The 24,049-nt window shown below is 61.8% G+C and carries 22 protein-coding genes and 1 riboswitch; of the genes, 11 read left to right on the forward strand and 11 right to left on the reverse strand.

What is annotated here, in order from left to right; translation table 11 throughout:
* The first annotated feature begins 1,103 nt into the window (after positions 1-1,103).
* Complete coding sequence (gene uvrB / locus QOL81_RS08975) at positions 1,104-3,116, forward strand: excinuclease ABC subunit UvrB (RefSeq protein ID WP_049201153.1); 2,013 nt, start codon at positions 1,104-1,106, stop codon at positions 3,114-3,116.
* A gap of 100 nt (positions 3,117-3,216) precedes the next feature.
* Positions 3,217-3,483, forward strand: coding sequence for a VF530 family protein (locus tag QOL81_RS08980; protein WP_049201151.1), 267 nt, complete (start codon positions 3,217-3,219; stop codon positions 3,481-3,483).
* Positions 3,484-3,489: 6 nt separating this feature from the next.
* Here QOL81_RS08980 and yvcK read toward each other — a convergent pair whose 3' ends face one another.
* A complete protein-coding gene (gene yvcK / locus QOL81_RS08985) occupies positions 3,490-4,407 on the reverse strand; it encodes a uridine diphosphate-N-acetylglucosamine-binding protein YvcK (protein ID WP_060420927.1) in 918 nt (305 codons plus the stop codon).
* Positions 4,408-4,666: 259 nt separating this feature from the next.
* A riboswitch (molybdenum cofactor riboswitch) is annotated at positions 4,667-4,811 on the forward strand.
* Here yvcK and moaA point away from each other — a divergent pair.
* The 6 genes from moaA to QOL81_RS09015 all read left to right on the forward strand — a co-directional run bounded on the left by moaA (position 4,798) and on the right by QOL81_RS09015 (position 8,360).
* Positions 4,798-5,784 carry a GTP 3',8-cyclase MoaA gene (gene moaA, locus QOL81_RS08990; protein WP_004939778.1) on the forward strand — a complete coding sequence of 329 codons (987 nt, stop codon included), beginning with the start codon at positions 4,798-4,800 and terminating at the stop codon, positions 5,782-5,784. (Overlaps the previous riboswitch by 14 nt.)
* A 24-nt stretch (positions 5,785-5,808) precedes the next feature.
* Complete coding sequence (gene moaB / locus QOL81_RS08995; RefSeq protein ID WP_033642238.1) at positions 5,809-6,324, forward strand: molybdenum cofactor biosynthesis protein B; 516 nt, start codon at positions 5,809-5,811, stop codon at positions 6,322-6,324.
* A 3-nt stretch (positions 6,325-6,327) separates the two neighbouring features.
* Entirely contained in the window at positions 6,328-6,807 is a 480-nt protein-coding gene (gene moaC, locus QOL81_RS09000; protein ID WP_049201144.1) for a cyclic pyranopterin monophosphate synthase MoaC, read from the forward strand.
* Positions 6,804-7,049 carry a molybdopterin synthase sulfur carrier subunit gene (moaD, locus tag QOL81_RS09005; RefSeq protein WP_019453985.1) on the forward strand — a complete coding sequence of 82 codons (246 nt, stop codon included), beginning with the start codon at positions 6,804-6,806 and terminating at the stop codon, positions 7,047-7,049. The genes moaC and moaD overlap by 4 nt, the downstream gene beginning before the upstream one ends.
* A 2-nt stretch (positions 7,050-7,051) precedes the next feature.
* A complete protein-coding gene (gene moaE / locus QOL81_RS09010; protein WP_004939764.1) occupies positions 7,052-7,519 on the forward strand; it encodes a molybdopterin synthase catalytic subunit MoaE in 468 nt (155 codons plus the stop codon).
* Positions 7,520-7,649: 130 nt separating this feature from the next.
* On the forward strand, positions 7,650-8,360 hold the full coding sequence (locus QOL81_RS09015; RefSeq protein WP_033637508.1) for a Bax inhibitor-1/YccA family protein: 711 nt from the start codon (positions 7,650-7,652) through the stop codon (positions 8,358-8,360).
* 75 nt (positions 8,361-8,435) lie between these two features.
* On the opposite strand, the gene QOL81_RS09020 is transcribed toward QOL81_RS09015, so the two are convergent.
* Genes QOL81_RS09020 through QOL81_RS09040 form a run of 5 tightly spaced genes read right to left on the reverse strand, consistent with a single transcriptional unit; the run spans position 8,436 to position 14,154 of the window.
* Positions 8,436-9,542: an ABC transporter permease gene (locus QOL81_RS09020; RefSeq protein ID WP_033637509.1), complete on the reverse strand. Its 1,107-nt coding sequence runs from the start codon at positions 9,540-9,542 to the stop codon at positions 8,436-8,438.
* A 12-nt stretch (positions 9,543-9,554) separates the two neighbouring features.
* A complete protein-coding gene (locus QOL81_RS09025) occupies positions 9,555-10,709 on the reverse strand; it encodes an ABC transporter permease (protein ID WP_038870906.1) in 1,155 nt (384 codons plus the stop codon).
* Positions 10,706-12,442, reverse strand: coding sequence for an ATP-binding cassette domain-containing protein (locus QOL81_RS09030; RefSeq protein WP_197757746.1), 1,737 nt, complete (start codon positions 12,440-12,442; stop codon positions 10,706-10,708). Before QOL81_RS09030 ends, QOL81_RS09025 begins: the two co-directional genes overlap by 4 nt.
* Before the next feature lie 8 nt (positions 12,443-12,450).
* Positions 12,451-13,437 (reverse strand): secretion protein HlyD, encoded by a 987-nt coding sequence (gene hlyD, locus QOL81_RS09035; RefSeq protein WP_070914081.1) that lies wholly within the window; start codon positions 13,435-13,437, stop codon positions 12,451-12,453.
* Positions 13,438-13,455: 18 nt separating this feature from the next.
* Positions 13,456-14,154 (reverse strand): CerR family C-terminal domain-containing protein, encoded by a 699-nt coding sequence (locus QOL81_RS09040; protein ID WP_060418310.1) that lies wholly within the window; start codon positions 14,152-14,154, stop codon positions 13,456-13,458.
* Positions 14,155-14,451: 297 nt separating this feature from the next.
* Between QOL81_RS09040 and rhlE the strand changes: the two genes are divergently transcribed.
* The 3 genes from rhlE (at position 14,452) to dusC (ending at position 17,922) form a co-directional block, all read left to right on the forward strand.
* On the forward strand, positions 14,452-15,831 hold the full coding sequence (rhlE, locus tag QOL81_RS09045; protein ID WP_042783890.1) for an ATP-dependent RNA helicase RhlE: 1,380 nt from the start codon (positions 14,452-14,454) through the stop codon (positions 15,829-15,831).
* A 114-nt stretch (positions 15,832-15,945) separates the two neighbouring features.
* Positions 15,946-16,905, forward strand: coding sequence for a D-2-hydroxyacid dehydrogenase family protein (locus QOL81_RS09050; RefSeq protein WP_169318135.1), 960 nt, complete (start codon positions 15,946-15,948; stop codon positions 16,903-16,905).
* 84 nt (positions 16,906-16,989) lie between these two features.
* Positions 16,990-17,922, forward strand: a complete 933-nt coding sequence (gene dusC, locus QOL81_RS09055) for a tRNA dihydrouridine(16) synthase DusC (protein ID WP_038879839.1) — start codon at positions 16,990-16,992, stop codon at positions 17,920-17,922.
* Between the two features lie 41 nt (positions 17,923-17,963).
* On the opposite strand, the gene QOL81_RS09060 is transcribed toward dusC, so the two are convergent.
* The 5 genes from QOL81_RS09060 to uhpC all read right to left on the reverse strand — a co-directional run bounded on the left by QOL81_RS09060 (position 17,964) and on the right by uhpC (position 24,036).
* Entirely contained in the window at positions 17,964-18,230 is a 267-nt protein-coding gene (locus tag QOL81_RS09060; protein WP_049201133.1) for a hypothetical protein, read from the reverse strand.
* 245 nt (positions 18,231-18,475) lie between these two features.
* Positions 18,476-19,522: a ferric ABC transporter ATP-binding protein gene (gene fbpC / locus QOL81_RS09065; RefSeq protein ID WP_038879845.1), complete on the reverse strand. Its 1,047-nt coding sequence runs from the start codon at positions 19,520-19,522 to the stop codon at positions 18,476-18,478.
* Between the two features lie 11 nt (positions 19,523-19,533).
* Complete coding sequence (locus QOL81_RS09070; RefSeq protein ID WP_049270365.1) at positions 19,534-21,612, reverse strand: ABC transporter permease; 2,079 nt, start codon at positions 21,610-21,612, stop codon at positions 19,534-19,536.
* A gap of 67 nt (positions 21,613-21,679) precedes the next feature.
* The gene (locus QOL81_RS09075; RefSeq protein WP_070914078.1) at positions 21,680-22,711 is read right to left on the reverse strand and encodes an ABC transporter substrate-binding protein; all 1,032 of its coding nucleotides are present in this window, start codon (positions 22,709-22,711) and stop codon (positions 21,680-21,682) included.
* Entirely contained in the window at positions 22,708-24,036 is a 1,329-nt protein-coding gene (gene uhpC / locus QOL81_RS09080) for an MFS transporter family glucose-6-phosphate receptor UhpC (protein WP_268921784.1), read from the reverse strand. Before uhpC ends, QOL81_RS09075 begins: the two co-directional genes overlap by 4 nt.
* Positions 24,037-24,049 lie beyond the last annotated feature (13 nt).

Genomic DNA, 24,049 nt, shown 5'->3' on the forward strand with positions numbered 1-24,049 from the left:
GCATTCTCCTCATAGACGCCCGTTTCACTCGTTGGCGGGGACTGCAAAGGCCGCATGCGCGGCGAATTTCCCGAGTGTGGCAATGTCTGGAACAAAATGCCGTCCGTCTAATGAGCCAGAGCAAGGTCTGCGGTAGACGGAATGACAGTCAATATGTCGTTAAAAACGACGCTTGTGACGACTTGGTGTCGTTCTTGCGCTTTTACGGGCGATAGCGCCGCGGAGATTACGCGTCGCGGCAGGCAGCGCATCATGCTGTCGCACCGCGTTTATACGCAGGAAGATAAAGCAACTCTCAGGCCAGTTTTGCCGCCGGGTGAAAACGGGGATTGTTATCGCCTTGTTAACCACGTGTCAGGCCTGACAGGCGCTGCCGTGGCGGCCCGAAAATACGCGGGGAAGTTAACCCGGACGTTTTTTGCACTCTTGTGGTGCTCTTTGGTCAGGGCATGGTGCAAGGCGTTGCGCCGCCGTCAAGAGCGATCCGCGTGAAAGGGGCCAATGCGATTTTGGCAATGGGGATTTTTAGTATTAATCGGCATAAACAAAGCGATATTTTTATGAAAAAATAACTAAAAAAGGCATTTTGGCGAGTGTAAAGGGCGAAAAGCTTTCTTTCTGTAACTCCCGCCCCGGGCGGGGCGGTGAGAGTTATCCACTATTCCTGTGGATAACCTTGTGTATTAGATTTAGAAAAACGCTGTAAAGCGAGAGCCGACGCGGGTTCTGTTCGCTTTGTCCGCATTCTCGTCTTTTTATTAATATTATTAAATATCAATAATTTAATTAAAATCAAGACGCAGGGGTATTGATCAGGCCTCTATGTATGATTTTTCGACGCGGTGCTATCAATAAGTTAATTCGCGGCAAGTTCTGGGGATAAATCTGTTATTGACAATAAAAATGTCACCGGGCTGTAACGCCACGGTGCAGCGGCGTTGCTGCGGCGTCGATCCCGGCGACGAATCCGCTTGAAGCTGGTTTTATATCCAGTATCATGGGCACTGGCGCAAATCGCCGACACTTTCCATAATTAGGGGCCATGCCCGGTGCAGAGCCGGCTGGCCGCCTGAGCGCGCGCATCTCCACAGGGTAGCCGAGCAATGAGTAAACTTTTCAAACTGCATTCAGAGTTCAAACCGGCCGGCGATCAGCCGGAAGCCATCCGCAAGCTGGAAGAGGGGCTGGAAGACGGCCTGGCGCACCAGACGCTGCTGGGGGTCACCGGTTCGGGCAAGACATTCACCATCGCCAACGTGATAGCCGATCTGAATCGGCCGACCATGGTGCTGGCGCCGAACAAGACGCTGGCGGCGCAGCTGTACGGCGAGATGAAAGAGTTTTTCCCGGAGAATGCGGTGGAATACTTCGTCTCCTACTACGACTACTACCAGCCGGAAGCCTATGTGCCCAGCTCCGACACCTTCATTGAAAAAGACGCTTCGGTGAACGAGCACATCGAGCAGATGCGTCTTTCCGCCACCAAGGCGCTGCTGGAGCGGCGCGACGTGGTGGTGGTGGCGTCGGTGTCGGCGATCTACGGCCTGGGCGATCCGGATCTTTACCTGAAGATGATGCTGCACCTGACCCAGGGTATGATCATCGATCAACGATCCATTTTGCGCCGGCTGGCGGAGCTGCAGTACTCCCGCAACGATCAGGCCTTCCAGCGCGCTACCTTCCGCGTGCGCGGCGAGGTGATCGACATTTACCCGGCGGAGTCGGACGAGCTGGCGCTGCGCGTCGAGCTGTTCGACGACGAAGTGGAACGGCTGTCGCTGTTCGATCCGCTGACCGGGCAGATCGAGCAGGTGGTGCCGCGTTTTACCATCTACCCGAAATCGCACTACGTGACGCCGCGCGAGCGGATCATGCAGGCGATGGAAGAGATCAAGGTCGATCTGGCGGACCGCCGCAAGGTGCTGCTGGCCAACAACAAACTGCTGGAAGAGCAGCGCCTGACGCAGCGCACCCAGTTCGATCTGGAAATGATGAACGAGCTGGGTTACTGCTCGGGCATCGAAAACTACTCGCGCTACCTGTCCGGGCGCGCCGAGGGCGAGCCGCCGCCGACGCTGTTCGACTACCTGCCGGCGGACGGCCTGCTGGTGGTCGACGAATCCCACGTCACCATTCCGCAGATCGGCGCGATGTTCAAGGGCGACCGCGCGCGTAAAGAAACGCTGGTGGAGTACGGCTTCCGCCTGCCGTCGGCGCTGGACAACCGCCCCTTGCGCTTCGAGGAGTTCGAGGCGCTGGCGCCGCAGACCATCTATGTCTCCGCGACGCCGGGCAAATATGAGCTGGAGAAATCCGGGGGCGATCTGATCGATCAGGTGGTGCGGCCGACCGGGCTGCTGGATCCGATCGTGGAGGTGCGGCCGGTCGCCACCCAGGTGGACGATCTGCTCTCCGAGATCCGCAAGCGCGCGGCGATCAACGAGCGCGTGCTGGTGACCACCCTGACCAAACGCATGGCGGAAGACCTGACCGAATACCTGGAAGAGCATGGCGAGCGCGTGCGCTACCTGCACTCGGACATCGATACCGTGGAACGGGTCGAAATCATCCGTGACCTGCGTCTGGGCGAGTTCGACGTGCTGGTGGGCATCAACCTGTTGCGTGAGGGGCTCGACATGCCTGAGGTGTCGCTGGTGGCGATTCTGGACGCCGACAAGGAAGGCTTCCTGCGTTCCGAGCGTTCGCTGATCCAGACCATCGGCCGCGCGGCGCGTAACCTGAACGGCAAGGCGATCCTGTATGGCGATCGCATCACCGATTCGATGGCCAAGGCGATCGGTGAAACCGAGCGGCGCCGCGCCAAGCAGCAGGCCTACAACGAAGCCAACGGCATCGTGCCGCAGGGGCTGAACAAGAAGATCGGCGATATTCTGCAGATCGGCCAGCCGGTCAACCGCGCCAAGAACAAAGGCAAGGGCAAGGCGCTGGACGGCGGTGCTTCGCTTCAGAACCTCACGCCGAAAGCGCTGGATCAGAAAATCCGCGATCTGGAGGCGCAGATGTACACCCACGCGCAAAACCTGGAGTTCGAACAGGCCGCTGCGCTGCGCGACGAGATCCACCAGCTGCGCGAGCAGTTCATCGCGATTTCCTGACCGTTAGATGGCGCCCGCGCCGCGGGCGTCAAAATTCCTTGTCGGCCGCGCCAAAGCTGTTATGGTGTGCGGCCCGATTTGACCACGAAGAGTACCGAACATGAGCCAACACCAGTCCAAAGACCCGCTGCACGGCGTGACGCTGGAGCAACTGCTGACTAAACTGGTGGATCACTACGGTTGGTCCGAGCTGGGTGCGCGCATTCGCATCAACTGCTTCCGCAGCGATCCGAGCATCAAGTCCAGCCTGAAGTTTTTGCGTCGCACGCCCTGGGCGCGCAAAGAGGTGGAAGACCTGTATATCGATATGGTCAGCCATCCCGCCCCAGCCAGCGATAATCCCTGGCTGCGTGGGCGAGACGGTTAAATTCGATCAGCGGCGATCGGCCAGCGCCACCAGCGCCCGATCCAGCGCCTGACGCAGCAGCTGGCGATCGTGGCGGTAGGGGATGTCGCTCGCTTCCAGCGGCTGTTGAATCACCACCCGATCCTGCACTTCACTGGCGTCCACCGCCGGGCCGACGATCAGCGCATCGATCATCCGGCGGCCAATCTTCTCTTCCATCAGCGTCAGCTTATCCTGTAGCGACAGCGCCGCGGCGGCCACGCTCAGCTCGCGGCCGAGGTTGCCGATATAGATCATGCTGGCGCTGCTGCGACGCAGTGCCTGGGTGAGATCGTCCAGCAGCAGCAGCGGCATCAGGCTGGTGAGGAAACTGCCCGGCCCGATCAGGATCACGTCGGCCTGCGCGATGGCGTCCAGCGCTTCGCGCGTGGCGTTGACCGGTGGTGACAGCATCAGCTCCTGCGGCATATGGGTCAGCTGGTCGACATTCACTTCACCGTAAACATGGTTGCCTTCGTGATCGTGCGCCATCAAATCCACCGGCTGCTCCGACATCGGGATCAGCGCTGCGTCCACCTTCAGCAGGCTGCGTACCAGGTTGATCGCTTCCAGCGGGCGCACGCTCAGGTGATCCAACGCTTTCAGCATCAGGTTGCCGAGGTTGTGGCCGGCCAGCTCACCGTTGCCGCTGAAGCGGTACTCGAACATCGCCGAGGCGACGCTCGGTTCGGTGATCAGCTGGTTGAGACAGTTACGGGTATCGCCCCAGGCAATGCCGCCTTCCGAACGGCGGATACGGCCGGTGGAACCGCCGTTGTCGGTGGTGGTGACGATGCCGGTCAGGCGGGAGCCTAAGGACGACAGGGCCGACATCACACGGCCCAGACCGTGTCCGCCGCCTAACGCCACCACGCGGTCGAGATCGGCCAGGGTACGATTACGCATAAATTTCCTTACAAAGGGGCTGAACTGCCCGCATAAGGTAGCGGATCCGGCATAAAAACGCGATAAGAGTGTCATTTGCGTGATTCCGGTCAATTCGTCCGCGCAAGTGATGTTTATCATGGTTTACCCGAATACGCGGCGTCTAAAAACGCTGTATAGACAATTATATAGCGAATTTACGCGTTGGCTATCGTTGCCGATTAGCGCTAGAATTCTGCTGAAAACCACGGTTTCGTTCCGGCTACTCAAGGTAGCGGGAAGAGAAATCAAACTCCTAGCCCCTGCGCCTACGTTGTTCATCCGGAACGATATGGCGCCTGGGCCGTGGCGAAGTCAGCCACCAGGGTGCAGAGGGGAAACGCTCGCATCTCCCGACTTTGGAAAGGTGTTATGGTGCCGCAACTCATTGATGCTTATGAGCGCAAGTTCTATTACCTGCGCTTGTCGATCACCGACGTGTGCAACTTTCGTTGCACCTATTGTCTGCCCGACGGCTACAAGCCGAGCGGCAGCCCGAAAAGCTTCCTGTCGCTGGATGAAATCCGCCGCGTCAGCCGCGCGTTCGCCGAACTGGGCACCGAAAAGGTGCGCCTGACCGGCGGCGAGCCTTCGCTGCGCCGCGATTTTACCGAGATCATCGCCGCCGTGCGGGAAAACCCGGCCATCCGTACCCTGGCTGTCACCACCAACGGCTACCGTCTGGCGCGCGACGTCGCCGCCTGGCGTGACGCCGGTCTGACGGCGATTAACGTCAGCGTCGACAGCCTGGATCCCCGTCAGTTTCACGCCATCACCGGTCAGGACAAGTTCCGCCAGGTGATGGATGGCATCGACGCCGCCTTCAGCGCCGGTTTCAGCAAGGTTAAGGTCAACGCGGTGCTGATGCGCGACGTTAACCACCAGCAGCTCGGCGCCTTTCTCGCCTGGATCAAAGACCGGCCGATCCAGCTGCGTTTTATCGAACTGATGGAAACCGGCGAGGGTGGCGAGCTGTTTCGCAAACACCACGTTTCCGGCGAAGTGATTCGCCGGCAGCTGGAGCAGCAGGGCTGGCAGCGCCAGGCGCGCGGCCGCAGCGACGGCCCGGCGCAGGTGTTCAGCCACCCGGACTACCAGGGTGAGGTGGGTCTTATCATGCCTTATGAGAAAGACTTCTGCGCCAGCTGCAACCGGCTGCGCGTTTCTTCCATCGGCAATCTGCACCTGTGCCTGTTCGGCGAGCAGGGGGTGCCCCTGCGCGATCTGCTGGCGGACGACGGCCAGCTCGACGCGCTGAAGGCGCGCATCCAGAGCGGGCTGCTGAGCAAGAAGCAGACCCATTTCCTGCATCAGGGCAACAGCGGGATCACCCAGAACCTGTCGTTTATCGGCGGCTGACAGCCAATAGGAGCCTATTGAACCATGAGCCATGCGAGCAGCGAGTTTATTCCGGCGCATATCGCCATCCTGACCGTGTCTGACAGCCGCGGCGCGGCGGAAGACACCTCCGGCCAATATCTGCAGGAAGCGGCGCAGGAAGCCGGCCATCAGGTGGTGGATCGCGCCATCGTCAAAGATGACATTTACCAGATCCGCGCGCGGGTTTCCGCCTGGATCGCCGATGACAACGTGCAGGCGGTGCTGATCACCGGCGGCACCGGTTTTACCGCCCGCGACAACACGCCGGAAGCGCTGCTGCCGCTGTTCGACAGAGAGGTGGAAGGGTTCGGTGAACTGTTCCGCATGGTGTCGTACGAGGAGATCGGTACCGCGACGATCCAGTCGCGCGCGCTGGCCGGCCTGGCCAACCGCACGGTGATCTTCGCCATGCCGGGCTCCACCCGCGCCTGCCGCACCGCCTGGGAGCGGATTATCGAAGAGCAGTTGGACGCGCGCCATCGCCCGTGCAACTTCCAGCCCCATTTGAAGAAGCCCTGAGTCATGACACAGCTAACCCACATTAACGCCGCCGGCGAAGCCCATATGGTTGACGTTTCCGCCAAGGCCGAAACGGTGCGCGAGGCGCGCGCCGAAGCCTTCGTCGAGATGCTGCCCGCCACGCTGGCGATGATCGTCGACGGCAGCCATCACAAGGGCGACGTGTTCGCCACGGCGCGCATCGCCGGCATTCAGGCGGCCAAACGCACCTGGGAGCTGATCCCGCTGTGCCACCCGCTGATGCTGAGCAAGGTCGAAGTACAGCTGGAGGCGCAAACGCAGCACAACCGGGTGCGCATCGAAACCTGCTGCCGGCTGACCGGCAAAACCGGCGTCGAGATGGAGGCGCTGACCGCCGCCTCGGTGGCGGCATTGACCATCTATGACATGTGCAAAGCGGTACAGAAAGACATGGTGATCGGCCCGGTGCGCCTGCTGGCGAAAAGCGGTGGCAAATCCGGCGATTTTAAGGTGAACGTATGATCGATATTCTTTTCTTCGCGCAGGTGCGCGAACTGGTGGGCACCGGTGGCCTGTCGATGCCGGCGGATTACCCGACCGTCGAGGCGCTGCGCCAGGCGCTGTGCGCGCGCGGCGATCGCTGGGCGCTGGCGCTGGAGTCCGGCAAGCTGTTGGCGGCGGTCAATCAGTCGCTGGTGGCGGCGGACCATCCGCTGCGCGCCGGCGATGAAGTGGCCTTCTTCCCGCCGGTCACCGGGGGGTAAGCATGGAAAATACCCGCATTCGCGTGGGCGAGGCGCCGTTCAACGTCGGCGACGAGTACCAGTGGCTGGCGCAGTGCGACGCCGATGGCGCGGTGGTGACCTTCACCGGCAAGGTGCGCAACCATAATCTGGGTGACGACGTCAGCGCGCTGACGCTGGAACACTACCCCGGCATGACCGAGAAGGCGCTGGCGGAGATCGTGGCCGAGGCGCGCAGCCGTTGGCCGCTGCAGCGGGTGACGGTGATCCACCGCGTCGGCGCGCTGTATCCCGGCGACGAGATCGTGTTCGTCGGCGTGACCGGCGCGCACCGCAGCATGGCGTTCGCCGCCAGCGAGTTCATCATGGACTACCTGAAGACCCGCGCGCCGTTCTGGAAGCGCGAAGCGACAGGCCAGGGCGATCGTTGGGTCGATGCCCGCGACAGCGATCGCGAGGCCGCGCAGCGCTGGCACGACGCGGCTAAATAACGCGTCAACAGCGGAAACAAATCAAGACCTTTGCCGCTTTCGCCCGGCATATTCTGTGGTACGCTTATAGCAGGCGAAGCCCCGTTCGCGGGGCTTCGGAATCTTGTTTACAACGCAAAAGGTAACCGTCATGGACCGATATCCACGCTCTAATGGTTCAATCGTCGAACGTGCCAACAGCGGCATTCAGGCCTACATGGCGCAGGTTTACGGCTGGATGACCTGCGGTCTGCTGCTGACGGCGTTCGTTTCCTGGTATGCGGCCAACACGCCCGCGATCCTCAACTTCATCTTCTCCAGCCAGATCACCTTCTTCGGTCTGATCATCGCCCAACTGGCGCTGGTGTTCGTGATTTCCGGCATGGTCAACCGCCTGAGCGGCGCGGTGGCCACTTCGCTGTTCATGCTGTACTCGGCGCTGACCGGGCTGACGCTGTCGAGCATCTTCATCGCCTACACCTACAGCTCGATCGCCAGCACCTTCGTGGTCACCGCCGGCATGTTCGGCGCCATGAGCCTGTACGGCTACACCACCAAGCGCGATCTGAGCGGCTTCGGCAGCATGCTGTTCATGGCGCTGATCGGCATCGTGCTGGCCTCGTTGGTGAACATCTGGCTGAAAAGCACCGCGCTGATGTGGGCGATTACCTACATCGGGGTGGTGGTGTTCGTCGGCCTGACCGCGTACGACACGCAAAAACTCAAGGCGATGGGCGAGCAGCTGAACGCCGATGATAAAGACAGCTTCCGCAAGTACGCCATCGTCGGCGCGCTGACGCTGTATCTTGACTTCATCAACCTGTTCCTGATGTTGCTGCGTATCTTCGGCAACCGTCGCTAAATCCGTGGCCTTTCAAGCAGTAGCTTGAAATCCACAGGACTTACCAGGCTCTGCATGTGACATGCAGAGCTTTTTTTATGCGATTTTGCGGCGGAACAGCGCGTAGGCGGCGCTACCGGTGGTGGCGGTGATCACCAGCAGCGGCCACAGGCTGTGCCAGATGATGTCGAAGCTGGCGTCCTTCAGGTAGATCTGCTTGGTGATGTCGGTGAAGTGGCGTATCGGGTTGACCCAGGTCAGATCCTGCAGCCACACCGGCATATTCTCCACCGGCGAGACGTAACCCGAGAGCAGGATCGCCGGCATCATGAACACGAACACGCCGATAAACGCCTGCTGCTGAGTGGCGCACAGCGACGAGATCAGCAGGCCGAAACCGACCAGCGACAGCCCGTAGATCAGCATGGTGGCATAGAACAGCAGCAGCGATCCGGCGAACGGGATCTGGTACAGGAAGATGCCGATCAGCAGCACGATGCTGGCCTGGAAGCTGGCGACGATCAGCGCCGGCACCGCCTTGCCGATAAAGATCTGCCAGGTGGTGAGCGGCGAGACCAGCAGCTGTTCCAGCGTGCCCTGTTCGCGTTCGCGCGCCACGGACAGCGAGGTGACGATCAGCACGCCAATGGTGGTGATCATGGCGATCAGCGACGGCACCACGAACCATTTGTAGTCCAGATTCGGGTTATACCAGTTGCGCACCACCAGCTCGCTGTTGTTGGGTTTGGCGCGGTTGCCGAGCAGCTCGTTCTGATATTCCTGCACGATCTGCTGCACGTAGTTGGCGGCGATCTGCGCGCTGTTGGAGTTGCGTCCGTCGAGCAGCAGCTGCAGCGGCGCGGTGTTGCCGGTGGCGATATCGCGCGAGAACTGCGCCGGGAAGCGGATCAGCAGCAGCGCTCGCTGGTTGTCGATGGTGGTCTTTATTTCCTGCGGGCTACGCAGCAGCAGCACGTGTTGAAAGGCCTTGGCCTTGGCGAAGCGCTGGGTCAGCTCCACCGAGGCCTGGCCGCTGTCCTCGCTGTAGACCGCGATGGTGGCGTTGGTGACTTCCAGCGTCGCGGCGAACGGGAACAGCAGCACCTGCAGGATCACCGGCATGATTAAAATGGCGCGGGTTTGCGGATCGCGCAGCAGCGCCTGCATTTCCTTGATGATGAGCGTCAACAGACGATGAAACATCGCTCTTTCTCCTCAATCCAGCCGGCGCTGGGTTTTCCAGGCCGTCAGGCCGATGAACACCACGGCGGAAGCGATCAGGAACAGCAGATTGATCAGCAGCACGGTGCCGACGTTGCCCGCCAGGAACAGCGTTTGCAGCGTGCTGACGAAGTAGCGCGCCGGAATGATATAGGTCACCGCGCGCACGATGGCCGGCATGCTGTCGATCTGGAAGATAAAGCCGGACAGCATGATCGACGGCAGGAAGGCGGCGTTCAGCGCCACCATCGCCGCATTGAACTGATTGCGGGTGAGGGTGGAGATCAGCAGGCCCATGCCGAGGGTGCTGGCGAGGAACAGGCTGCTGATCAGCAGCAGGATCGGCAGGGAGCCGCGATAGGGCACGCCGAGCACCCATACCGCCACCGCCATGCACAGCGCCATCGCGGCCATGCCGAGGAAGTAATAAGGGATCAGCTTGGAGAGCAACAGCTCGCTGCGCGTCACCTGGGTGGACAGCAGGGCCTCCATGGTGCCTCGCTCCCATTCGCGGGCGATCACCAGCGAGGTGAGGATGGCGCCGATCACCGTCATGATGATGGTGATGGCGCCGGGAATGATGTAGTGCCGGCTGATGGCCGCCGGGTTGAACCAGTAGCGCATCTGTACGTCAATCAGCGGTTTGTCGCTGTTCCCCCGATCGGTGGCGCGCTGCTGCTGCCAAATTTGCCATACGCCCTGGGCATAGCCCTGCACGAAGTTGGCGGTGTTCGGCTCGCTGCCGTCGGTGATGATCTGGATAGGGGCGCTGTCGTGCGGGCGCGCCATGCGCTGGTCGAAATCCACCGGGATCACCACCAGGCCGCGGATCGTGCCGGCTTGCATCTGCTGGATCAGCTGTTGGCGGTTGTCGCTGATGGTCGGTTCGATATAGGGCGAGCCGGCGAACGCCTGGGCCAGATCGCGCGCGTCTTCGCTCTGTTGCTCCATCAGAATGCCCAGATGCAGCTTGCTGGAGTCCAGGTTGATGCCGTAGCCGAAGATAAACAGCAGCATCAGCGGGATGACGAAGGCGATCAGGCCGCTGCTGGGATCGCGCAGTATCTGCCGCGTTTCCTTCAGGCACAGCGCGCGCAGCCGGCGCCAGGAGAAGCCGCCGTCGTCGATTGGGGTGCGGTTATCGCTCACCGTGACTCCTCCTTATCGTAACCCTGCACCAGCTCGATAAACGCCTGCTCCATCGAGGGATTGGGATTGTCGTCGCGCGCCACCTGCTGTTTGAGATCGTCCGGCGTGCCGGCGGCGATGATTTTGCCGCGGTACACCAGGCCGATGCGGTCGCAGTACTCCGCTTCGTCCATAAAGTGGGTGGTCACCATCACCGTGACGCCCTTGTCGACCATGCCGTTGATGTGCAACCAGAACTCGCGCCGCGTCAGCGGATCGACGCCGGAAGTCGGTTCGTCGAGGAACAGGATATCCGGTTCGTGCATCAGCGCGCAGGCCAGCGCCAGGCGCTGTTTGAAGCCGAGCGGCAGCGCGTCCGGCGTCTGATTGAGGATTGGCGCGAAGTTGAAGGCGCGCGACATCTCGTCGATTTTGTCGCGCTGCGCCTTGCCGCTCAGGCCGTAGACGCCGGAGAAGAACTTCAGGTTCTGCGCCACCGTCAGGTTGCCGTACAGCGAGAATTTTTGCGCCATGTAGCCGAGGCGCTGGCGCGCCTGGTCGGAGCTGGTCTTGAGATCCATCCCCAGCACCAGCGCCTTACCGCTGGAGGGGATCAGCAGGCCGCACATCATTTTAAAGGTGGTGGACTTGCCGGCGCCGTTCGGCCCGAGCAGGCCGAAAATTTCGCCGCGCCGCACCTGGAAATCAACGTGATCGGTAGCGGCGAAGTCGCCGAATTTTTTGGTCAGCTGCACCGCTTCGATCACCGTTTCACCGCTTGCGCCGTTGACCGTCGGCATGATCTCCGCCAGCGCCGAGCGGTGGTTGGGGCCGCCGCCGAGCAGATCGATAAACGCATCCTCGAAGCGCGGATCCGCTTCGTCCAGTTCGGCGTCCGGCAGATCCAGCGCCTGCAACAGCTGCCGGTGATCTTCGCCTTCCTTCAGGATCAGGCGCAGATACTTGCCCTGGATCACCCCATCGGTGACCGCCGGCAGGCAGATCGCCCGCTGCAGAAGCGATCGATGGCTGCCGGGGGGCGCGGCGATCAACACCGTGCGCCCGGCCATACGGCGGGTCAGCGCCTGCGGCGCGCCGCTGAACAGCAGCTCGCCCTCGTTGAGCAGCAGCACTTCGCGGCACTGTTCGGCCTCATCGAGATAAGAGGTGCTCCACAGGATCAGCATGCCGTCGTTGGCCAGTTCGTGCACCATGCGCCACAGCTCGCGGCGCGAGATCGGGTCGACGCCGACGCCCGGCTCATCCAGCAACAGCACCTGAGGTTCGCCCACCAGCGTGCAGGCCAGGCCGAGTTTCTGCTTCATACCGCCGGACAGCTTGCCCGCCAGGCGCTCGGTGAAGCGGGTCAGATCGGTGAATTTCAACAGCCGCTCGAAGGTCTGGCGGCGAAGATCGCCGGTGACGCCGCGTAGATCGGCGTACAGCGTCAGGTTCTCCATCACCGTCAGATCCTCATACAGCCCGAACTTCTGCGGCATGTAGCCGAGGATCGCGTGCAGTTGACGATCCTGCGCGATCGGATCCAGCCCGGCGACCCGCAGTTTGCCGCTGCTGGGCTGCAGCAGCCCGGCCAGCATGCGCAGCAGGGTGGTTTTGCCGGCGCCGTCCGGGCCGACCAGCCCGATCACCGCGCCGCTGCGCAGGGTGGTGGTCAGGCTGGCGACCGCCGGTTTCTCAAGCGACGGGAAGCGCTTCTCCAGCCCTTCCAGCTCAATGGTGTGCGCCTGTTCCATGGCCGGCCTCAGGGTTTGGCGAAGCGCAGGGTGACCGGCATGCCCTGGCGCAGCGCGTCGTCGGCGTCGGTGACGATCACCCGCAGGCGGTACACCAGATCGGTGCGCAGATCCGGCGTTTCAACGCTTTTCGGCGTGAATTCCGCGGTCGGCGAGACGAAACCGATCTTGCCGTGGTAAGGCTTGTCGGGGCGGCCGTCGGTATAGATCTCCAGTTCGGTGCCGGGCACCGCCTGATTCAGGCTGGTTTCGTTGACGTAGGCGCGCACCCACACCGGCCGGGTCAGCGACAGGGTGAAGACCGTGCCGCCGGCGCCGAGCATGGTGCCCGGCTCCACCGCGCGGGTCAGTACCGTACCGGCGGAAGGGGACACCAGCGTGGCGTCTTGCAGGTTCAACTGCGCCTGTGCCAGCGCCGCCTCGCTTTGCGCCACGTCGGCCTTGGCCTGTTCGATTTCTTGCGGGCGGTTGCCGCTGAGGTATTGCGCCAGCTTGTCTTTCGCCGCCTGCAGGTTGGCCTGTGCCTGATTGCGGGCGGTGCGTGCATCCTCCAGCGCGTCGGCGGAGGTGGCGTTTTTCGCCCACAGCCCCTGCTGGCGTTTCAGGAAGCTGTCGGTGTAGGCGAAGGCGGACTGGCGCTGCGCCATTTCCGACCGTACCTGGGCGATCTCTTCGCTGCGGTAGCCGGCCTGCAGCAGCGACAGCTTGGCGCGCGCGCTGCCGACGTTGGCTTCGGCCTGCTGCAGCGCGTTGCGGTAGGGCGCGTCGTCCAGTTTGCCGAGCAGCTGGCCCGGCTGAACGGCATCGCCTTCATCCACCGTCAGCGACGCCAGGCGGCCATCGACGCGAAAGCCGAGGTTCACCGTGCGGATGTCGACGTTGCCGTACAGCGTCAGCGGCTTATCCTGCTGTTGTTGGTAATGCCATACCCCGTAAGCGGCGGCCGCGATCAGCAGAATTAACAACACGATCAAGGCACTGCGTTTTTTGTTCATAACACTCCCTGCCTGAATTTACGCGCCGTGACGTTGGCGCAGCCCGGTAACCAGAATCTCAATATGTTCGCTCAGCACGGCGCCGATCTGCGCCGCTTCGTCCTCGCCAATGGCTTGCCAGCCGGCCTGGCGGCGGATGGTTTCGCGCGCCACGCGAAACGACAGCACCTCGCCGATCAGCGCATGGGTATGCAGCACGAGGCGGGTCGCCTGGTCGTCGATGCCGGTCGCGGCCGCCAGCAGGCGGCATAGCCGCGCGTGCATCGGCGCGATCACCTGGCTGTGGATCAGCGGGTAGGCCTCGGTCGGGGCGAGCTGTTCGCGCGACATGATTTTGCTCAGGTTCAGCGTGTGCGGCTGGGTCATCAGTTCGCTGAAGGCCAGCAGGCCACGCTGCAGCAAACGCAGCGCCGCGTCGGGTGAGCGCTGCGCGGCGGACTGTTGCCAGAAGCGATCGACCTCCTCGGCCAGCGGGGCGAACGCCTGCTGGATGAAATCGGCGAGCGACTGCGCCACGGCCAGGTACAGCCCCTCTTTGGAGTTGAAGTAATAGGTGATGGCGGCGATATTCTGGCCGGCCCGTTGGGCGATGTCGCGGGTGGTGGCGCCCTGCAGGCCGCATTCGCCGAACAGTTCGGTCGCCGCGGCGAGCAGCTGCCGGCGCGTTTGCTCGCCGCGCGCTCGGCCGGCGGCCTGATGAGGGACGGAAGCTGGCATGGGGCACGCTCAAAGTTAATCAATCATATGATTAACTTTATGCCAGATTGTTTAAAACGCAACCGCTAATCACAATGAGTTATGTGATCGGCTTCAGACAATGCTGAATTTACGGCAGATTGTGCTCTGGGTGCGTAAAAGTGCTTTTTATTGCGCGACTTCTGTTACAATCGCCGCCTGGTGCACTGCAGTTTGTGCCAATCCCTCGTGGTCATGCTTAATGCCCCGTCTGATCATCCTCCCAGGAAACTGCACCGAACACCGTTAGGTTAGGGGGGATCTGGAGTTTTTCTCTTTATGTCATTTGAAACCCTCGGCTTAAGTGCTGAAATTGTGCGCGCTGTTGAAGAACAGGGCTATCGCGAACCGACGCCAATTCAGCGTCAGGCTATCCCTGTCGTGCTGGAAGGTCGTGACCTGATGGCCAGCGCCCAGACCGGCACCGGTAAAACCGCCGGTTTTACCCTGCCGCTGTTGCAGCTGCTGAGCAAGCATGACCATCCGGTCAAGGGCCGTCGCCCGGTGCGCGCGCTGATCCTGACGCCAACCCGTGAGCTGGCGGCGCAGATCGGCGAAAACGTCGATGCCTACAGCAAACACCTGCGCCTGCGTTCGCTGGTGGTGTTTGGCGGCGTGAGCATCAACCCGCAGATGATGAAGCTGCGCGGCGGCGTCGATATCCTGGTGGCAACGCCGGGCCGTCTGCTGGATTTGGAACATCAGAACGCGGTTGACCTGTCCAAAATCGAAATTCTGGTGCTGGACGAAGCGGACCGCATGCTGGACATGGGCTTTATCCACGACATCCGCCGCGTGCTGGCCAAGCTGCCGGCCAAGCGTCAGAACCTGCTGTTCTCCGCAACCTTCTCCGACGACATCAAGGCGCTGGCCAACAAGCTGCTGCACAACCCGGCTTCGGTAGAAGTGGCGCGCCGCAACACCGCGTCTGAGCAGATCGAGCAGAGCGTGCACTTCGTCGACAAGAAGCGTAAGCGGGAACTGCTGTCGCAGATGATCGGCGAAGGCGACTGGAAGCAGGTGCTGGTGTTTACCCGCACCAAGCACGGCGCCAACCACCTGGCGGAGCAGCTGAACAAAGACGGTATCACCGCAGCGGCGATCCACGGCAACAAGAGCCAGGGCGCCCGTACCCGTGCTCTGGCCGACTTCAAAGACGGCCGCATCCGCGTGCTGGTGGCGACCGACATCGCGGCGCGCGGCCTGGATATCGACCAGCTGCCGCACGTGGTGAACTACGAGCTGCCTAACGTGCCGGAAGACTACGTGCACCGCATCGGCCGTACCGGCCGCGCGGAGCGCACCGGCGAAGCTATCTCGCTGGTGTGCGTGGATGAGCACAAGCTGCTGCGCGACATCGAGCGTCTGCTGAAGCGTGAAATTCCGCGCATCGCGCTGCCGGGCTACGAGCCGGATCCGACCATCAAGGCCGAGCCGATCATCAACGGCCGTCAGGGTGGCGGGCGCGGCGCCCCGCGCGGCAACGGCGGTGGCCAGCGTTCCGGTAACGGCGGCGGTCAGCGCAGCGGCAACGCGAACGGCGGCCAGCGTGAAAACCGCGGCAATGGTAACGGTAACGCCCGCCCGCAGGGTGATGGCCAGCGCCGTTCCGGCGCACCGGCTTCGCGTCGCCCACGCAACCGCAAACCGGCTGAATAAGCCTGATTGCTCAAAGAGTAAGCCGCCGATACGGGCGGCTTTTTTTTTGCCTGGCGGAACGGCATTTTCGTACTAGGCTGGACGGTGGCTAACCCTACATTCCAGGAGACGGAGATGAAATTGAAGTGCGCAATTCTCGATGATTACCAGCAGGTGGCGCTCAAGATGGCGGACTGGTCGGCGCTGGCCGATCGGGTGGAGGTGTCCGCCATCAGCGCGCACTTTACCGATGAGACGGAGCTGGCGGTGCATCTGCAGGAGTGCGACATTCTGGTCATCATGCGCGAGCGCACGCCGATGACCGCCTCGCTGCTGGCGCGGCTGCCGAAGCTGAAGCTGCTGATCACCTCCGGCATGCGCAACGCTTCTATCGATTTGGCCGCGGCCGCCGAGCGCGGCGTAGTGGTGTGCGGCACCCGCAGCGGGGCGGCGGCGCCGATGGAGCTGACCTGGGCGCTGCTGCTCGGGCTGGCGAAGCATATCGTGCCGGAAAGCGTCGGGCTGAAAAACAACGGCCCGTGGCAGCGGGATCTCGGCGTTACCCTGCAGGGGAAAACGCTGGGGCTGCTGGGGCTGGGCAAGATCGGCGGCCAGATGGCCAAGGTGGCGCAGGCGTTCGGCATGCGGGTGTTGGCCTGGAGCCAGAACCTGACGGCGGAACGGGCGGCGCAGGAGGGGGCCCTGTTGGCGCCGTCCAAACGGGCGCTGTTCGAGCAGAGCGATTTTGTCTCTATCCACCTGGTGCTGAGCGATCGCAGCCGCGGGCTGGTGGGGCGCGACGAATTGACGGCGATGAAGCCCACCGCTTACCTGATCAACACCTCGCGTGCGGCGATCGTCGATCGGGCGGCGTTGGTGGACGTGCTGCAACAGCGGAAGATCGCCGGCGCCGGGCTGGACGTGTTCGAGACGGAGCCGCTGCCGGCCGACGATGCGTTTCGTCAGCTGCCCAACGTGCTGGCCACGCCGCATGTGGGTTACGTGGCGGACGACAACTACCGCGCCTACTTCACCGAGGCGGTCGAGGACATTGCGGCGTTCCTCGCCGGCCAACCGATCCGCCGGCTGGGCTGACGGCGCTTTTAATGCCCGCAGAGGCTTGTCTGGCGCGGGTATTCACCCGTATCATTGCGGGTCTTTTTTTAGCTGGGATTGGTCATGCGCGTATTATTGGCTCCGATGGAGGGCGTTCTCGATTCTTTGGTGCGTGAGTTGCTCACCGACGTGAACGACTACGATCTGTGCATCACCGAATTTCTGCGCGTGGTCGATCAGCTGCTGCCGGCCAAATCGTTCTACCGGCTGTGCCCGGAGCTGCGCCACGCCAGCCGCACGCCGTCAGGCACGCTGGTGCGGGTACAGCTGCTGGGGCAGTACCCGCAGTGGCTGGCGGAGAACGCCGCGCGCGCGGTGGAATTGGGCTCTTACGGCGTCGATCTCAACTGCGGCTGCCCGTCCAAGCTGGTGAACGGCAGCGGTGGCGGGGCGACGCTGCTCAAAGATCCGGAGTTGATCTACCAGGGCGCCAAAGCGATGCGCGCGGCGGTGCCGGCCCATCTGCCGGTCACGGTGAAGGTGCGCCTGGGCTGGGACTCCTCCAGCCGCAGTTTTGAAATCGCCGATGCGGTGCAACAGGCGGGCGCCAGCGAGCTGACGGTGCATGGCCGCACCAAAGAGGACGGTTACAAGGCGGATCGCATCAACTGGGCGGCGATCGGCGAGATCCGTCAACGGCTGAGCATCCCGGTGATCGCCAACGGCGAGATCTGGGATTACCAGAGCGCGCAGGATTGCCTGCAGGCGACCGGCTGCGACGCCATCATGCTGGGGCGCGGCGCGCTCAACGTGCCAAACCTGAGCCGGGTGGTGAAGTACAACGAACCGCGTATGCCCTGGCCGCAGGTGGTTGAGCTGCTGCAAAAATACGTCCATCTGGAAAAGCAGGGCGACACCGGCCTGTATCATGTGGCGCGCATCAAACAGTGGCTGGGTTATTTGCGCAAAGAATATGACGAAGCCACCGAACTGTTCAGCGAAATACGCGCGCTGACGACGTCAGGGGATATTGCGCGCGTCATCTGCCGTAGCTAAAAATAAACCCGCACGCGGCGGGTTTATTTAAATCGGTGTTATCAGGCGGCTTTGTCGAGACGGTTCAATTCTATCTCGATATCCTGAATGGTTTTTTCCAGCCCTTCCAGGCAGGCACCCTGTTTATTCAACAGGTCGTTAATAGCTTCGGCGAATGCCTTATTTTTGCATTCCCCCTGATCGAAGGCCAGCCAGTGTGCGGAGAGCGTTTCGGTGTTCGACTGCGCATAGTGGCGCATTTCCTTCAGCTGGGAAGCGACGTTGCGTAAATTATCCAGCTGCGCCTGTGCGTTTGCATTGTTGCTCATGAATTTCTCCTTGAGTTGGCCGTTAAATAATTTCGACTGCGGGATTAAGCTTACCCCATCTAAATAAAAATATCATCCTTGGTGGCCCAGGTGGTTATTTTTAATGAATGCGGATATATTTATTTCTCGGCTGAACAAGGACTTGGAAGGAATTGTAAAAATAGATAAATACGGTTTTTTTGGCGGTTATTTACGGTCATTCCATGCGGAATGACCGTTATTCTAACGCTTAAGAGTGATGCTTATTATGCCGCGTCCGCCAGCATAAACATGCCGTAGGGGTGAATTTCCAGATAATAATGTTCGCCGACATTGGGCTGCAGGCGAGTAGCGTTAACCTGCAGCAAAATCTGCTGCCCATGCCACGCCACCGTGACTTCATACTGCGGCCCCATGTAGGCGACATGCTGGATCACGCAGCGCTGGCTTTCCTCGCCGTGCTCGCTCAGCGTGATCGCTTCCGGCCGCACGCCCACCGTGCCGGCGCCTTCGGTGGCAAAGTGCGCGGGGCGCGGCAGGCGATAGCCGCTGATATCGACATAGTCCGCGCTGAAGCCGGCCGGGAACAGGTTGGCGTCCCCCATAAAGCTCGCCATAAAGCGCGACGCCGGCTGCCGATAGAGATCCTGCGGCGAGCCTATCTGCATGATATGCCCCTTGTTCATCACCAGCACGGTGTCTGAGACCGCGAAAGCCTCGCTCTGATCGTGAGTGACGTACAGCGACGTGATATCAAACTGCTTTTGCAGCTCGCGGATCTTTTCGCGCATGCTGCGGCGCAGGTTGGCGTCGAGGTTGCTCAACGGCTCGTCGAACAGCAGCACTTTCGGCTTGAGGATCAGCGCGCGCGCCAGCGCCACGCGCTGCTGTTGGCCGCCGGAGATCTGATCGACATAGCGATCGTCGAACCCCGCCAGATCCACCATCGCCAGCGCTTCCTGCACGCGCGCTTTCACTTCGGCGCGCGGAATGCCGAGCATCTTCAGCCCATAGCCGACGTTTTCTCCCAGCGACATGTGCGGGAACAGGGCATAAGACTGAAACACCATGCAGATGTCACGCTGTTGGATGGAACGATGGGTAACGTCTTCGCCATCAATGAATATTTGCCCGTCGCTCGGTTTCTCCAGCCCGGCGACCAGGCGCAAAATGGTGGTCTTGCCGCAGCCGGAAGGGCCGAGCAGCGTCACCATCTGCCCCCGAGGGATGGTGAGCGTGATGTTATCGATCACCGTGTTGCTGCCGAACCGTTTGGAGACGTTGCGCAGTTCAACGAAATTTTTCTGGCTCATCATGGGCTCCATTACGCCTGGTTTTTGGCTTTTGAACGGGAGATGCGTGCCTCACCGATCAGCCAGTCAAAGAGGAAAATAATCGCCAGCATCACCACGATCAGAATTGAACCGTAGGCGATCGCCACGCCGTATTCGCCGTCTTCCACGCGGTTGAGGATGTAGGCGGTGGCCACGCGGGTATCGGGCGTCACCAGGAAAACGATGGCGCTGACGGTGGTGATGGCGCGCACGAAGCTGTAGATCAGCGCCGACAGGATCGCCGGGCGCAGCAGCGGCAGCAGGATGTGCGTAATGGTGCGCAGCGAGCCGGCGCGCAGGCTGAGCGAGGCTTCGTCCAGCGATTTGTCTATCTGGCCCAGCCCGGCGATCCCGGCGCGAATGCCCACCGGCACATTGCGCATCACCATCGAGATAATCACGATGGCGGCCGTCCCGGTGAGGTACACCGGCGCGCTGTTGAAGGCGAGAATGTAAGAGACGCCCGCCACGGTGCCCGGCACCGCAAAGCACAGCATGGTGGTGAACTCGATGGTCTTTTTGCCCCTGAACTGCTGGCGCACCACGATCCAGGCGATCAGCAGGCCGAAGGCGGCGGTGATCGGCGCGGCGATCCCGGCGTACAGCAGCGTGTCGAGCAGCGAAGGCCACGCGCCGTCGCTCATGCCCTGGCCGAACAGCTTGATGAAGTTATCCAGCGTCAGCGTGTAATCCACTCCCCAGTTGACGGTGAAGCTGCCGTAGAAAATGCTGCCGTAGAGCAGGGCGTTAAAGGCTACCCACACCGCCAGCAACGCGATCACGCCCCACACCAGCGTGACCGGCAGCGGCTGTACGTCGCCGCGATAGGATTTGCCGGACACGGTGACGTAGGAACGCTTGCCGATCCACAGGTACTGGATGCAGAACACCAGCAGCGAGAACAGCAGCAGGAAGGCGCCGAGGGTGCTGGCGGCCTGATAGTCGAGCTGCGAGCCGGTGATGTAGAAATAGATTTGCGTCGCCAGCACGTCGAAGTTGCCGCCGAGCACCAGCGGGTTGCTGAAGTCGGCCAGCGATTGCACCACCACGATCAGAAACGCGTTGGCCAGCGCCGGTTTCAGCAGCGGCACGAACACGCCGTTAAAGGTTTGCCAACGGCTGGCGCGCAGGGTGTAGGAGGCCTCTTCCAGCGAAGGATGAATGGTCTTGATCGCGCCATCGAGGATCATGAACGCCATCGGCGTGAACGCCAGCACCTGCGCCAGCCAGATGCCGGTAAAGCCGTACAGCCAGTTGGTGTTGGTCAGGCCGAACCAGGCCACCATCCACTCGGTGACGTAGCCGGAGCGCCCCATCATCAGCGTGACGCCCAGGCCGACGACGAACGGCGGCGTGACGATGGGCAGGATGGAGAAGATGCGGCCGATAATGGCGCTGCGCTTGGCGATGCGGGTGGTGTAAATCGCCAGCACCAGGCCGAAGAAGGTGCAGCCGGCGCCGACCGCGATCGACAGGGCGATGGAGTTGAGGATCACCTGAACGATATGCGCCTGCGACAGCACGTTCATAAACGCCAGCGGCGCGAATGCCCCCGCCTGGTCGGTGAACATCGGAATGAAAATCGCGATGCTCGGCCAGACGATGAAGACGCCGATCAGCGCCACGATGGTGACCAGCGCACCGATAACGAAACGGTCGCCGCCCAGCCATTCGAGGCGGGTCAGCGCCAGCGTCATGATGGCGCCCAGCGCGGTCAATTGCACCAGAGTGGCGTAGCCTAGACCGCGCCCCGCCACCGTGGCGCTGACGACGATAAAGGCCATGCACAGCAGCGCCCAGCCGGCATCGAACGCGTGGCGCCGCCGCCGTTCACCGCCCGCCGGGGCGTAAGGGCGAAGCAGCAGCAGGCTCGGCAACAGGCACCATAGCCAGCTGACATTGCGGTGTGACCAGCCGTAGGCCGCGAGGATTTCATCGCCGGTGGACTCCAGCAGGCCGTAATCCAGGCTCCAGCTCGGCAGCAGGGCGAACGCCAGCCAGCCAAGCAAGACCCAAAGGAATATCGCATCTCGTTTTTTCACGAGATGGAGTGCATGTGTATGTGACATAAGTTTCCCGGATGTTCAGGCCGGGTAAGGCGTGAGGCTTACCCGGCAACAGGCGCAGAATGTGGGCTTATTTACCCATCTTGACTTCGCTGACCCATTTATTGATCAGCGCCTTGCGGACCTCGGTCGAGCCGTACTTGTCCATGTCGTAGTTGATCAGCTTCAGGTCGTCGAGCTTCAGCGAGTTCGGCGAGGTAGCGGCGGTGGTGTTGGTCAGGATCTGATAGGACTTGCCTTTCTGCCATGCCAGTTCCTGCGCCTCTTTCGACAGCACCCAATCCACAAACAGCTTGGCGTTGTCGAGGTTACGTGCGCCTTTGAGGATGCTGACGCCGCCGATTTCGTAGCCGGTGCCTTCACAAGGCGAGATCAGCTCAAGCGGCGCGCCCTGTTCTTTTTCGAGTGAGTAGTCATGCAGGAAACCGATGCCGATCGCCGTTTCACCGCGGGCGGCGTTGCGCGCCGGGGCAATGCCGGACTTGGTGTACTGCGAGACGTTGGCGTTCAACTGCTTGAGGTAATCGAAGGCCTGATCGTCTCCCCACAGCTGGGCAAAGGTCGCCAGCGCGGTATAGGCGGTGCCGGAGCTCTGCGGATCGGCGATTTGAATCTCGCCTTTGTATTCCGGCTTGGTCAGGTCTTTCCAGCACTTGGGCACCGGCAGGTTTTTCTCTTTGAGGCGCTGGGTATTGACGCCGAAGCCGAGGATGCCGACGTAGACCGCCGAGGAGTAGTTGCCTTTCAGCTTCGCCGGGTCGCGGAATTGTTGCATCACCTGTTCGAGGTTCGGCGATTTGTAGGGCAGCAGCAGCCCCATTTCACCGGCCTGGGATTGCGGATCGAGCGTGCCGCCGTACCAGACGTCCGCCTGCGGGTTTTTCTTCTCGGCGTCCACTTTCGCCAGCGTGCTGCCGGAGCCGTTGCGGATGAACGAGGTTTTCACGTCATATTTCTCGCCGAAGGCTTTGGTCTCCGCTTCACACATTTCATTGGTGGCGCTGCAGTAAACCACCAGGCGGCCCTTGGCGTGCGCGGCGCCGCTCAGCGTGGCCAGCGCGATGCCGGAAGCTATCAGAGTCGTGACCCACATTTTTTTCATTGTCTTATCCTTCTCTCGGTAGAGGTGGCGACGCTCGCCATCAGCAGCGGCATCAGCAATAAACCCATAAGAACGGCGGCGATCGACAGCAAACTGAACATGCCTGACCAGCCGTAGCCTTCGATGACCTGCGACAGCGGCCAGCCCGCCAGCGCTGCCCCCAGGTAGGCGAACAGGCCGAGAAAACCGGTGATGGAGCCCGCTGCGCCTTTGTGCCCGCATTCCACGGCGGCAAGGCCAATCAGCATCTGCGGGCCGAAGACAAAAAAGCCCACCGTAAAGAAACAGCCCGCCAGCAGCGCGTAGTGATGCACCGGCGCCAGCCACAGCGCGGCGACGGAAACCATCAGCCCGAGCGTGAACAGCAAAATCATCGGCGCGCGCTGCCCGCCGAACAGCACATCCGAACCCCAGCCGGCGAACAGCGCGCCGAGCAGGCCGCCTATCTCGAACAGCATCACCGTGGCGTTGGCGCTGAGCAGGTTGACGCCGTGGCTTTCGGTCAGCCAGAGATTGCCCCAGTCGTTCAACGCGATGCGGATCAGGTAGACCAGCACGTAAGAGACGCCGAGCAGCCAGATCATCGGGTTCTTCAGCATCGTGGTGCGCAACATCTGCCACAGCCCCATCGGCGGGCTTTGCTGTTCCTGGCGCAGCTCCAGCGGATCGTGGCGCCACTGGCCGACCGACGGCAGGCCTTCTTCCTGCGGCGTGCCTGTCAGCTGCTGCGTGAGCCAGAGGCCCAACACCATGCTGACGGCGCCCGGGATCAGCATCGCCGCCTGCCAGCCCCAGCGCTGGGCAGCGAAGGCGCTGATCAGCGGCACGATCGCGCCGCCGAGGTTAATCGACATGTTCCAGCAGCCCCACCAGAAGCCGCGCTCGTTGCGCGAATACCAGTGGGTCAGCAGCCGCGCGCAGGGCGGCCAGCCCCAGCCCTGAAAGAAGCCGTTCAGCGCCCAGACCGCCAGCAGCAGCGTCAGCGATTCGCCGAAGGCAAACGCCACGTTCAGCAAGCCGGTGGCGAACAGGCCGATCCCCATAAACCTGCGCTGCCCGTGGCCGTCGTGCCACAGCCCGGCGGCGAATTTCGACAGGCCGTAGCTCAGGTAAAACAGCGAGCCGAGCAGGCCGATGTCCCCTTTATCCAGGCCCAAATCCGTTTGCAGCGCCGGCAGCACGTAATTCACGCTTTTGCGCGTCAGGTAAAAGGCGGCGTACCCGATGACCATGTACAGCAGCAGTCGCGGGCGCAGCGCGCGGTAACGATGATCGATTTCAGATGCCGAGCGTGCCTGCATAGCCGCCTCCCTGGTGGTGACTATAAGAAGGTGAAAG

It is taken from the genome of Serratia sp. CC22-02, assembly GCF_900182895.1.
GTDB classification, from domain to species: domain Bacteria; phylum Pseudomonadota; class Gammaproteobacteria; order Enterobacterales; family Enterobacteriaceae; genus Serratia; species Serratia nevei.

What these genes read in the sequence shown, in the direction of transcription:
- yvcK (WP_060420927.1), bottom strand. Translation starts at nt 4,407, where the DNA reads ATGCGTAATCGTACCCTGGCCGATCTCGACCGCGTGGTGGCGTTAGGC.
- dusC (WP_038879839.1), top strand. Translation starts at nt 16,990, where the DNA reads ATGCGCGTATTATTGGCTCCGATGGAGGGCGTTCTCGATTCTTTGGTG.
- QOL81_RS09015 (WP_033637508.1), top strand. Translation starts at nt 7,650, where the DNA reads ATGGACCGATATCCACGCTCTAATGGTTCAATCGTCGAACGTGCCAAC.
- rhlE (WP_042783890.1), top strand. Translation starts at nt 14,452, where the DNA reads ATGTCATTTGAAACCCTCGGCTTAAGTGCTGAAATTGTGCGCGCTGTT.
- QOL81_RS09020 (WP_033637509.1), bottom strand. Translation starts at nt 9,542, where the DNA reads ATGTTTCATCGTCTGTTGACGCTCATCATCAAGGAAATGCAGGCGCTG.
- QOL81_RS09050 (WP_169318135.1), top strand. Translation starts at nt 15,946, where the DNA reads ATGAAATTGAAGTGCGCAATTCTCGATGATTACCAGCAGGTGGCGCTC.
- moaD (WP_019453985.1), top strand. Translation starts at nt 6,804, where the DNA reads ATGATCGATATTCTTTTCTTCGCGCAGGTGCGCGAACTGGTGGGCACC.
- QOL81_RS08980 (WP_049201151.1), top strand. Translation starts at nt 3,217, where the DNA reads ATGAGCCAACACCAGTCCAAAGACCCGCTGCACGGCGTGACGCTGGAG.
- QOL81_RS09060 (WP_049201133.1), bottom strand. Translation starts at nt 18,230, where the DNA reads ATGAGCAACAATGCAAACGCACAGGCGCAGCTGGATAATTTACGCAAC.
- moaE (WP_004939764.1), top strand. Translation starts at nt 7,052, where the DNA reads ATGGAAAATACCCGCATTCGCGTGGGCGAGGCGCCGTTCAACGTCGGC.
- fbpC (WP_038879845.1), bottom strand. Translation starts at nt 19,522, where the DNA reads ATGAGCCAGAAAAATTTCGTTGAACTGCGCAACGTCTCCAAACGGTTC.
- QOL81_RS09075 (WP_070914078.1), bottom strand. Translation starts at nt 22,711, where the DNA reads ATGAAAAAAATGTGGGTCACGACTCTGATAGCTTCCGGCATCGCGCTG.
- QOL81_RS09070 (WP_049270365.1), bottom strand. Translation starts at nt 21,612, where the DNA reads ATGTCACATACACATGCACTCCATCTCGTGAAAAAACGAGATGCGATA.
- QOL81_RS09030 (WP_197757746.1), bottom strand. Translation starts at nt 12,442, where the DNA reads ATGGAACAGGCGCACACCATTGAGCTGGAAGGGCTGGAGAAGCGCTTC.
- uvrB (WP_049201153.1), top strand. Translation starts at nt 1,104, where the DNA reads ATGAGTAAACTTTTCAAACTGCATTCAGAGTTCAAACCGGCCGGCGAT.
- moaB (WP_033642238.1), top strand. Translation starts at nt 5,809, where the DNA reads ATGAGCCATGCGAGCAGCGAGTTTATTCCGGCGCATATCGCCATCCTG.
- moaC (WP_049201144.1), top strand. Translation starts at nt 6,328, where the DNA reads ATGACACAGCTAACCCACATTAACGCCGCCGGCGAAGCCCATATGGTT.
- hlyD (WP_070914081.1), bottom strand. Translation starts at nt 13,437, where the DNA reads ATGAACAAAAAACGCAGTGCCTTGATCGTGTTGTTAATTCTGCTGATC.
- moaA (WP_004939778.1), top strand. Translation starts at nt 4,798, where the DNA reads ATGGTGCCGCAACTCATTGATGCTTATGAGCGCAAGTTCTATTACCTG.
- QOL81_RS09040 (WP_060418310.1), bottom strand. Translation starts at nt 14,154, where the DNA reads ATGCCAGCTTCCGTCCCTCATCAGGCCGCCGGCCGAGCGCGCGGCGAG.